General features: G+C 74.5%; 7 protein-coding genes. 3 read left to right on the top strand and 4 right to left on the bottom strand.

Annotated elements, in window-relative coordinates; translation table 11 throughout:
• Positions 1-2,292: nitrate- and nitrite sensing domain-containing protein (locus tag BI06_RS03720; RefSeq protein ID WP_051740193.1), on the bottom strand; the 2,292-nt coding region annotated here is incomplete at its 3' end.
• A 580-nt stretch (positions 2,293-2,872) separates the two neighbouring features.
• Between BI06_RS03720 and BI06_RS03715 the strand changes: the two genes are divergently transcribed.
• From BI06_RS03715 to BI06_RS03705, 3 genes are all read left to right on the top strand, one after another.
• Entirely contained in the window at positions 2,873-4,720 is a 1,848-nt protein-coding gene (locus BI06_RS03715; RefSeq protein ID WP_043465023.1) for a long-chain fatty acid--CoA ligase, read from the top strand.
• A gap of 223 nt (positions 4,721-4,943) precedes the next feature.
• The gene (locus BI06_RS03710; RefSeq protein WP_149030249.1) at positions 4,944-6,116 is read left to right on the top strand and encodes a polysaccharide deacetylase family protein; all 1,173 of its coding nucleotides are present in this window, start codon (positions 4,944-4,946) and stop codon (positions 6,114-6,116) included.
• A gap of 363 nt (positions 6,117-6,479) precedes the next feature.
• Positions 6,480-7,430, top strand: coding sequence for a nitroreductase/quinone reductase family protein (locus BI06_RS03705; RefSeq protein WP_043465021.1), 951 nt, complete (start codon positions 6,480-6,482; stop codon positions 7,428-7,430).
• A 126-nt stretch (positions 7,431-7,556) separates the two neighbouring features.
• On the opposite strand, the gene BI06_RS03700 is transcribed toward BI06_RS03705, so the two are convergent.
• The 3 genes from BI06_RS03700 to BI06_RS03690 all read right to left on the bottom strand — a co-directional run.
• Positions 7,557-8,357, bottom strand: a complete 801-nt coding sequence (locus BI06_RS03700; protein ID WP_043465019.1) for an SGNH/GDSL hydrolase family protein — start codon at positions 8,355-8,357, stop codon at positions 7,557-7,559.
• A gap of 331 nt (positions 8,358-8,688) precedes the next feature.
• Entirely contained in the window at positions 8,689-9,318 is a 630-nt protein-coding gene (locus BI06_RS03695; protein ID WP_063794906.1) for a hypothetical protein, read from the bottom strand.
• A 216-nt stretch (positions 9,319-9,534) separates the two neighbouring features.
• A partial coding sequence (locus tag BI06_RS03690; RefSeq protein WP_043465017.1) for a hypothetical protein occupies positions 9,535-10,290 on the bottom strand: 756 nt, incomplete at its 5' end.

Genomic DNA, 10,290 nt, shown 5'->3' with positions numbered 1-10,290 from the left:
GGCGGCCGTGACCAGCACGGGGCCGCCGCTGCCGCGCGCGCGGCGCGGCAGACCGCCGGGGGTGCGGGCCGGTTCGGGTGCCGAGGGACGCGGTCCGCCCGCGATCCGGTGCCGGCCGCCCGCTCCGTTCACACCCTTCAGCGCGCCGTTCGTGCCGTTCGCGCCGTTCACGCTGTTTGTGCCCTTCACGCCTCGCGCGTTCAGGGAGTCGTGGGAGTCGTCCTCGGGGCCGTCCTCGGCCAGGGCGGGCACCGCGACCAGGTCGCGCTGTCCGCGCCGCCCCACCGCCGCCCGCCGGCCGCCGACCGGTCCGGGCGCCGTACCCGGTCCCTGACCGGCCCCCGCACCGGAACCCGCGCCCGGGCCCGAGGCCGCGGGCGGCTCCGGCAGCCCGTCCGGTGCCTCCGCCAGCAGCTCGCGCGGGATCAGCACCACCGCCGTCGTCCCCCCGTACGGGGAGGGTCGCAGGTGCACCCGGATACCGTGCCGGCGCGCCAGCCGGCTGACCACGAACAGGCCCAGCCGGTCGGTGTCGGCGAGGTCGAACTCCTGCTCCACCGCGAGGCGTTCGTTGATCCCGGCGAGCAGCTGCTCGCTCAGCCCGAGCCCGCGGTCGTCGATCTCCAGCGCGAAGCCGTGCGCCACCACCTCGCCCTGCACGGTGACCTGGGTGCTGGGCGGGGAGAACACCGCGGCGTTCTCCACCAGTTCGGCGATCAGGTGGGTGACGTCCGCGACCGCGCTGCCGAGCAGCCCGGTGCCGGGGAACGGCCGGACGATCACCCGGGCGTAGTCCTCGACCTCGCCGACCGCCGCGCGGACCACGTCCACCATCCGCACCGGCTTGCGCCAGGCCCGGCCGGGCGAGCCGCCGGCCAGGATGATCAGGCCCTCCGCGTGCCGCCGCATACGGGTGGTGAGGTGGTCGACCTTGAAGAGGTCCTCCAGCTCCGCCGGGTCCTCGGCGCGCCGTTCCATGGTGTCGAGCAGGGTCAGCTGGCGGTGCAGCAGGACCTGGCTGCGGCGGGCCAGGTTGACGAAGACGGCCGAGACGCCGCGCCGCAGTTCGGCCTGTTCGACGGCGGCCTCGACGGCGGCCCGCTGCACGGCGTTGATGGCGCGGCCGACCTGGCCGATCTCGGCCTGGCCGAACTCCAGCTCGGGGGCCTCGGTGGCGACGTCCACCGACTCGCCGTTGCGCAGCCGCAGCATGACCGAGGGCAGCCGGGTGCCGGCCAGTTCGTTGGCGGCGTTGCGCAGGCCGATCAGCTCGCGGACCAGGCCCCGGCCGATCCGGAAGGAGATGAGGACCGAGAGCACCACCGCGACCAGGCCGATCAGACCGGCGATGCCGCCGCGCCAGAGCAGACCGATCGCATAGGAGTGGTCGCGGTCGTCGATGGTGCCGCTCAGCCGGGCGTTGATCGCCGCGAGGTCGCCGAGGGCGCGGTCGGCGGTCTCCCGCCAGGCGTCGCCGTTGATCGCCTGCACCACCCGCTCGGGTCCGCCGGCACCGACGAAGTCCGCCTCGGCGCGGGCGAGCGCGGCCCAGGCCTCGCCGCCGCGCAGGGCGATGTAGTCGGCTTGGTCGACCGGGTCCAGCTCGGCGATGTAGACGGTGAACAGCGCCTGCTGGTTGTGCAGGGCGTCGAGCGCGACCTGGTACTGCTCGGAGGTCGGCCGGCCGGGCGCGGTGCGCAGCCCCTCCATCGCCGCGTCCTCCTGGGCGAGGTACTCCCGGGCGCGCATCAGCTCGATCATGATCGTGCCCTGCCGGGGGAGTTGGCCGCTCTGGCGGGCGACGAACGCGGACCGGAAGCCGAAGGTGGGCTTGATCAGGTCGGTGTACTGGCCGAGCGCGAACTCCCAGTTCAGCGCGGCGCGGCCGATCTGGGCGCGCAGCGGGCTGAGCTGGTCGGCGGCGGCGAGGATCTGCAGGTAGCGGCCGCGCTGGGCCTCGTCGAGCCGGCTGCCCTCGGTGTCCTTCTTCTGCTGCAGGACGGCGAGGTCGTGGTCGGTGGCGGCGCGGGCCTGCTCGAAGGCGTCGCGGGCGGCGCGGGAGCCGGGGTCGGCGAGCCTGCGGACGGCGGCCCTGCGCTCGTTCTGCAGGTCGTGCGCGTAGAGGTCGACCGGGGTGCCGAACTCCTTGTAGGTCGCACTGACGTCGAGCCGGCTCCAGACGTCGCCGGTGGTGGCGAGCGTCGCGTACGCCCAGAGGGCGGTGAGGGCGACGATGGGCACCAGGAGCAGCGCGATGATCTTCGCGCGGATCGAGCTGCTGCGCAGACGCATGGAGTCCTCGGTCGGGAAGTGCCAGGCGCGGACGGGGTGCGGGGAATGCGGGGAGGCGTGACGGGCGGGGCGGCCTGGGAGCGGGAGCGTGGGAGCCCGGGTGGGGGCGTGGGGGCGGGTGACGCGGGGGGCGGCCCCGACCCGGAGGCGGGTCGACACCGGCGATTTGACACGGACGAGTTGACGCGGACAGGGTTGGTACGGACCAAGTGCCGGCCGGGGGCACGGCTCGGCCGCGACCGAGGGCCCCGGCCGCAGGTCTGCGAGACTCTACTACGGCCTGACCACTCGTTCGAGGGTCGAACCCACCCTCTCCTCGAGCCCCTCCTCGCGCCTCTCGTCACGTCTCCCCCCGGGCCTCCCGCCGGGGCTCCCCCGGGCCTCTCCCCGAGCCGGGCCGGATCGTGTCCGGATCGCCCTCGCGATCACCGCTCCCGCACAGTCGTACGAGGCCCTCGACGGCTCCACGACACTTTCCGCACACACCGGTGCCGATCTCGTCGCGTCACGGTCACAACCCTGGGCAGTCGGCGAGGGATCCGATAGTTTCGCTGCACCTGCAGGACTGATCGGGGGGATCGTGCGCGAGTTCACCACCCCCGCCCCGGCCGGACCGCCGACCGCCGGAGGACTGGCCGACTCGCTCTACGACACCGCGGAGCGCTCCCCCGCCCTGGTCCAGCTGACCCGCCGCACCGACCGCTCCCGGCGCGCCGCCACCGGGGACGCGTGGCAGGACATCACCGCCGCCGACTTCCGCGACGAGGTGCTCGCCCTCGCCAAGGGCCTGCTCACCCGCGGCGTGCGCTACGGCGACCGGGTCGCGCTGATGTCCCGCACCCGCTACGAGTGGACCCTGTTCGACTACGCGCTCTGGTCGATCGGCGCGATCTCCGTCCCCGTCTACCCCACGGCCGCGCCCGAGCAGGTCCGCTGGATCCTCGCCGAGACCCAGGCGGTGGCCTGCCTGGTCGAGGACGAGGACCACGCGATGACCGTCGGCGCGGTCTGCGACGCGTTACCCGACCTGACCGGCATCTGGCAGCTGGACCGGGACTGCGTCGAGGCGATCGTCGAGGACGGCCGCGGGGTGCCCGACTCGCTGGTCCACCGGCAGCGGCTCGGCGTCACCACCGACACCGTCGCCACCGTCGTCTACACCTCCGGCACCACCGGGCGCCCCAAGGGCTGCCTGATCACCCACGGCGCGCTGGCCGCCGCGGCCGACGCGCTGCTCGACGGCTGGGGCGAGGCACTCCGCGACACCGGCGGGCACCCGCCGTGCACCGTCCTGTTCCTGCCACTGGCGCACGTCTACGGACGGATGGTGCAGATCGCCTCGATCCGCGGCGGCTTCCGGATCGGCCACGTCTCCGAGGTGTCCACGGACGCGCTGCTGCCCGCGCTCGCCGCCCTCCGCCCGACCTTCCTGCTCGTCGTCCCCTACGTCCTGGACAAGGTGTTCCAGCAGACCCGGCGCACCGCCGAGGAGGCCGGCCGCGGCGAACTCCTCGAACAGGCCCGGCAGGTGGCCGTCGACTGGGCGGCCGCCCGGGAACAGCGCGCCTTCGGGCACGGCCCGGGCCCCGGCCCCGCGCTGCGGCTGCGCCACCTCGCCTACGAACGCACGGTCTACCAACGGCTGCGCACCGTGTTCGGCGGCCGGGTACGGGCGTTGATGTGCGGCGGCTCGACCCTCGACCGCGAGCTCGGGCTCTTCTTCGCCGGGATCGGCTTCCAGCTGTTCGAGGGCTACGGGCTCACCGAGACCTCGGCCGCGGTCACCGGCAACCCGCCCGGCCGGTCGAAGATCGGCTCGGTCGGACGGCCGGTGCCCGGCGCGACGGTCGCGATCGCCGACGACGGCGAGGTGTGGGTGCGCGGCCCCGGCGTCTTCGGCGGCTACCTCAACCATCCGCGCTGCACCGCCGAATCGCTCTTCGACGGCTGGTTCGGCACCGGTGACCTCGGCAGCCTGGACGAGGACGGCTACCTGACCATCACCGGCCGCAAGAAGGACATCATCGTCACCAGCAGCGGCAAGAACCTCGCGCCCGCCGCCCTGGAGGTCCGGGTGGAGTCCCACCCGCTGGTCTCGCAGTGCCTGGTGGTGGGCGACGACCGGCCGTACGTGGCCGCGCTGATCACCCTCGACCCGGCGGCGCTGGCGCACTGGCTGAAGCGGCGCGGGCGCGGGCAGTCGGACCCGTGGACGGTCCTCGCCGACGAGGACCTGCACGCGGAGGTGCAGCGGGCGGTGGCGGCGGCCAACACCGCCGTGTCGCGGGCCGAGTCGATCCGCGCCTTCCGGCTGCTGCCCAGGGAGTTCGGGGTGGAGCAGGGGCTGATGACCCCCTCGCTGAAGCTGCGGCGGGCGGCGATCGTCGAGTACTACGCGGCGGACATCGAGGAACTGTACGCCCCCTGACGTCTCGTCTTGTCCCGTTTTACGCAAGTGAATTGGGAGTCCATCGGGTACGACCGGTCCCTTGACGATCGCGGTGGTCCAGTCCATTGTTTTGCTCCGGTCCGAGTGCGGCACGCCGAAGCTCCCGCCCCCTCCGGGAGCACCCCCACATCCCGTTGTCCGCGCGTCCGCCCCACGGGCGCGTCCCCCACGCTGGAGTCCCCACGTGTCCATCTCCTCGCGCATGTCCACCCGTCTGTCGACCCTCGGGGCGGGGCGCCTGCCCGCGCTGGCCGCCTCGGCCGGGCTGCTGGTGGCCGGGCTCGCCGGACCGGCCGTCGCCGCGCCGTCGGCCGGGGCCGCGCCCACCGCCGCCGCGGCCACTGCCGCCACCGTGAACCTGGCGACCAACCCCGGGTTCGAGATCCCCGCCTCCTCGCTCGCCGACTGGGGCAGTGTGCCCGGCTGGCGCTGTTCCGGCGGGCCCGCCGAGGCCGCCCTCACCACCGCCGCGCCGCACTCCGGCGCCTCCGCCCTGGCCGTCACCCCGGCCGGCGACGAGTCCACCGGCGAGTGCGTGCAGACCGTCTCGGTCCAGCCCGGAACCACCTACACCGCCTCCGCCTGGGTCCGCGGGAAGTTCGTCTTCCTGGGCGCCACCGGCGGCACCGACCGCCCGACCGCCCCCGCCTGGACCGAGTCCACCAACGGCGGCTGGCAGAAGCTGACCACCCGCTTCACCGCCGCCGCCGGCGCCACCACCGTCAAGCTCTCCGTCCACGGCTGGTACCAGCAGGGCCCGTTCGCGGTCGACGACGTCCGGGTCGACGGCCCCGCGCTCGCCCCGGCGACCGCCGCCGCCTCGGTGCCGACCAGCGACAAGGTGGTCTTCTTCACCGTCGACGACGGCTGGCAGACCACCCCGGAGGCGGAGCAGGTGATCGCCGCCAACAAGCTGCCGATCACCGCCTTCCCGCTGCCGATGGCCGCCGCCAACAACCCCGACTACTTCCGGCGGGTCACCGCCGCGCCCGGCTCCTCGATCCAGGACCACAGCGTCTCCCACACCGACCTCACCACCCTCTCCCCCGCCGAGCAGCAGGTGGAGATCTGCGACGCCCGCGACTCGCTGACCCGCCTCTTCGGCACCGCGCCGACCGTGTTCCGCCCGCCGTACTTCGCCTGGAACGCCGACACCCTCCAGGCCGCCGCCAACTGCGGCATGCGTACCGTGCTGACCGCCGACGCGGACTTCAGCTGGGGCGCCTCCAACATCTGGCACGAGGGGACCCTGTCGCCCGGCGACGTCGTGCTGATGCACTGGACCGACACCCTCGCCGACGACCTCCGGCGCGCCCTGGCCGCCGCCGAGGTGGCCGGCCTCAAGCCCGCCGGCCTGGCCTCCTACCTGCGCTGATCCCTCCGGCTCCACCTGAACGGCGCACCGCCGACCCCGCCCCGGGGCCGGCGGTGCGCCGTTTCTCCGCCCCGTCGACGCGTTGACAGCCGAGCCGCGCGGGTGCTGGGATGGGCCGCGTGCAGCGTGGCGCCGGCCAAAGAGATGTGGGCCGGCCGGCAGCCGGGCCGGCACCCGATACGAGGGACGACGCGTGACGAGAACGTTCTCCGCTCCCCTTTCCTGAGCTCCTCGGAGCGCTTCCTCGCGCTTCCTCGCGCTCTTCACACCTCTTCGCGGCCGCGACCGGGCCTGTCCCGGGACGGTGCCGCCTCCCCCTTTCGACGTCCTTTTCCGATACTCCGGAGAGAGCTGCACAGTCGTATGCCCATGTCTTCCCTGTCGTTCAACCAAGCTGTCGTCGAGGAGTTCCGCGCCCGGGGCGGGAGGGTCGGCGGACCCTTCGAGGGCGGGGACCTGTTGCTGCTGACCACCGTCGGCGAACGCTCCGGGCGGGAGCACACCGTCCCGCTCGGATTCGTCCGGGCGGACGGGCTGCTGCTCGTCGTCGCCTCGGCGGCCGGAGCGCCCGAGCACCCGCAGTGGTACCGCAATCTGCTCGCCCACCCGCTGGTGCGGGTGGAACTCGGCACGGAGGTCTTCGACGCGACCGCCGTCCCCGCCGAGGGGGACCGGCGCGAGCGGCTGTTCGAGGCCGTCGTCCGGTCGGCCCCCGGGTACGGGGAGTACCAGCGGAACACCGCGCGGCTGCTGCCCGTGGTCGTCCTGGAGCAGCCCGGTGCTGGGGCCGGAGCCAGGGATGGAGCCGGGGCCGGAGTCGGCGCTGCGGCGGGCGAGGTGGCGAGCCTCGCGGACAAACTGCTGGAGGTGCACGACTGGCTGCGCGCCCAACTGCGGCAGCTGCGGGCCGAGGCCGAGGCGCACCTCGCCGGAGGCGTCGGGGGCTCCGGAGGCCCCGGAGGCGTCGGAGGCGCTCCGGCGCTCGGACTGCAGCTCCGCCAGCACTGCCTGGCGTTCTGCCAGGGCCTGACCGTGCACCACACCGGCGAGGACCGGGGTGTCTTCCCCGCGCTGGCCCGCAGCCACCCGGAGCTGCGGGGCGTGCTGGAACAGCTGGCCGAGGAGCACCGGACGGTGGCACGGCTGAAGGACGAGCTGGTGGCACTGGTTTCCGACCTCGACTCCGCCGAACCGGAGGCGTTCCGGACCGCGCTGGCGCGGACGGCGGACGAGCTGGAGGCCCATCTCGCCCACGAGGAGCGGGAACTGCTGCCCGCCCTGGCCGGCATCCCGTTCCCCCCGCCGGGGCGGTGACGGGACGGGCCCGCCGGGTCCCTCCTGCGTGGGGGGACCGGCGGGCCCGCCGGGCAGTGCGGTCGGGGCAGTGCGGTCGGGGCCGTGCTGCCCGGCCCGTGAGGAGCGGGGTCAGGCCTGTGCGGGTCAGGCCTGCGCGGTGAACACCGGCAGGAAGCCGCCGGAGTGGCCGGCCGCCTTCGGGTGGTAGCTCTCCTCCACCGGCAGGGTGGTGCTGTTCAGCCAGGTGGTGCTGGAGCCGCAGATCTCGTGCTCGCGGAAGATCGACCGGACGTCGCCGAAGGCGAAGCCGGCGTTGGCGGCGCGCTTGGCGATGACGTCGTCGAGCACGTCGGCGGCGCTGTTGATGGCGGACCGCTTGGTGTCGCCGATGCCGAAGATGCAGCTGCCGCCGACCTTGTAGAGGTGCGGGTAGCCGAGCACGACGACCCGGGCGTTCGGGGCCTTGGCGTGGATCGCCGAGTAGACCTGGTCGAGCTTGCCGGGCAGCGTGCCGGTGGCGTAGTTCTTCGCGGTGGCGACCGCGTTGAGGCAGGCGCTCTCCGAGTCCAGGACGCAGGTCTGCATCGTGCTGGCGAAGCCCGCGTCGTTGCCGCCGACGCTGATGCTGACCAGGGTGGTGGCCGAGTTCAGGGTGGAGAGCTGGTTGCTGAGCACATCTCCGGTTCTGGCGCCGGAACAGGCGAGGAACGAGAAGGAGGACGGCGCGTGCGCGTTCTTCCACAGGTACGCGTACGCGTTGGTGCTGCGCTTGCAGCTGCCGCTCTCGCTCGTGTAGCTGCCGGCTCCGAGGCCCGAGGCGTAGGAGTCGCCGAGCGCGACGTAGTTGACCCCGGCGGCGTGGGCCGAACCGGCTGTGACGAGGGTGGTCAGGGAGAGGAGCGCCGCGGTGACGGCGACGGACATGGCACGGGCAGGGCGTAGCATGACACCTCCTGGGAGTGACTTGCGTCACACAATTTGATACCAGGCGGTAGCTAACTCTGGAAGTTGTCATGCCAAGGCAATTGACGGTCAGTCTGACAACGGCACGGTGAACTGCCCCTTCTGGCACGGAAAGTGTGCCCGTGCGCCGGTTTCGGAGCGTCGCCCGATCGAGGGACGGGACTCCGCCGGACGTGCGACCACCGGCGGCGGCGCGCTCGGGCGCGCGGCCCGGCGCGCGGACACCCGGCGCTGCGGTCGGCGCTGCGCCCCGCGGGGCGGCCGGTCGGACGGTCGGTGAGGCCGTCGGCGAGGCGGTCGGTGTGGCAGCCGGTCAGACGGTCGGCGGTTGCCCCGGGGTCGCACCGGGGGACAGCTCGCAGCCCGCCGCCGGCAGTTCCTCGATCGTCTCGTTGGCGGCCGAGGGCACGCCCAGCCTCCGGACGGCGGTCGCCACCGCCGCCCGGGCCTGGCGCAGCCCGGGCACACCCCAGCCGAGCAGCTCGACGGCGAGACCCGGTGCGACCAGCAGCCGCCGGTAGTGCCGCCCCGAGGCCGGGTCCGGCGCGCTCGGCCCGACGCCCCGCAGCGCGGCGGCCATCCGGACCCGGGCGCACTCGTGGCCGCCGTTGGCCGAACCGACCCGGTCGTAGAGGTAGCCGAGGTAGTACGGCGTGCCGATCAGCGCCTGCGCCTCCTCGGCCGCCTCCCGGGCCAGCGCCGAACCGGGGTCGCCGGCGTCCTCCGGCTCCAGCGAGCCCCCGGGCAGCGAGACGACGCCGTCCTTGGGGTTGACCAGGGTCAGCACCCGACCGTCGGGGGCGAACAGCCACCCCCAGGACTGCTTCACCGGCAGCCCGCCGGGCACCTGCTCGCCCGGCCGCCACGGCCAGCCCGCTGTGGGACGCCGGCGCACCCGGCCGAGCAGCTCGGCGATCTCCGCGCTGTACTCGATCCGGCTCATGCGTCCCCCCTTTCGGTGTCGGGCTCGCCGGACCGACGGTGCGCGGGGACGTTTCGCGGTGCGCGGTTCGGGGCGGAGCGGCGGGCGCGGCGGCGTGGGGTACCGGCCGTTCCCACTGTTGATCTTCCCCGAAATCTTCCCCGAACAGGCGGTCGATGAACAGTCCCCAGCGCCGCTTGGTGGACAGCCGGGGCCGAACGCCCTGGTCAGCCGCGATCAGGCCAGGGGCTCACCCCCTCCCCCGGTCGGCCGCTCCCCGGGCGGCCGACCGGGCCGCGGACGGTCCTCCGGCGGCCGGTGACCGGTCCGGTCGGCGGGCCCGGCGCCGGGCGGTCCCGGCCGCCGCTCCCCCGACGGTCCGCCCTCGCCCGACGGCGGCGGCGCCGGCAGCGGGAAGCCCGGCAACGGGACGACCGCCGGCGGGAAGGGCAGGCCCCGGCCGACGTCGTCGGCGAGCTCGTCCAGCACCTCGCGGACGGTCATCGGCCGCAGCCTCCCGCCCCGCAGCGCCCACCCCCGCACCGTCTGCCCGCCGGGGGCCGCCGGGTCCCCGTGCAGCACCATCGCACCGGCGCCGCCGACCGCGAGGCCCGCCGCCAGCGTCACGCAGAACGCCTCGGCGTCCCGCCCGCCGGGCCCGGGCCGCCCCCGCTCCACCCGGACGTCGGTCGCCGAGGTCAGCTCCTCGCCGTGCTCGGGACCGTGGCAGCGCAGGGTCAGCAGGTGGGTCCCGTCACCGGCCCCCGCGCCCACCGCGAGCTGGACCTCGACGGCGTGCCGCATCACCGCCACCAGCCGCCGCTCCCCCGGCGGCCCCTCGCCCGCCGCCGTCAGCAGGGCCGCCATCGCGACGGAGATCCGGACCCGCGCCCGGTGGTCGTCGGCCAGCTCCGGCAGCAGCACCGCCAGCCGCTGCCCCGCGTAGACGAACGGCTCCCCGGCCAGCTCGGGATCGGCCGCGTACGCGACCCG

It is taken from the genome of Kitasatospora sp. MBT66, assembly GCF_000710405.2.
GTDB lineage: Bacteria > Actinomycetota > Actinomycetes > Streptomycetales > Streptomycetaceae > Kitasatospora > Kitasatospora purpeofusca.
This window is presented reverse-complemented; position numbering and strand designations above follow the sequence as displayed.

What these genes read in the sequence shown, in the direction of transcription:
- BI06_RS03705 (WP_043465021.1), top strand. Translation starts at nt 6,480, where the DNA reads ATGCCCATGTCTTCCCTGTCGTTCAACCAAGCTGTCGTCGAGGAGTTC.
- BI06_RS03700 (WP_043465019.1), bottom strand. Translation starts at nt 8,357, where the DNA reads ATGCTACGCCCTGCCCGTGCCATGTCCGTCGCCGTCACCGCGGCGCTC.
- BI06_RS03695 (WP_063794906.1), bottom strand. Translation starts at nt 9,318, where the DNA reads ATGAGCCGGATCGAGTACAGCGCGGAGATCGCCGAGCTGCTCGGCCGG.
- BI06_RS03710 (WP_149030249.1), top strand. Translation starts at nt 4,944, where the DNA reads ATGTCCACCCGTCTGTCGACCCTCGGGGCGGGGCGCCTGCCCGCGCTG.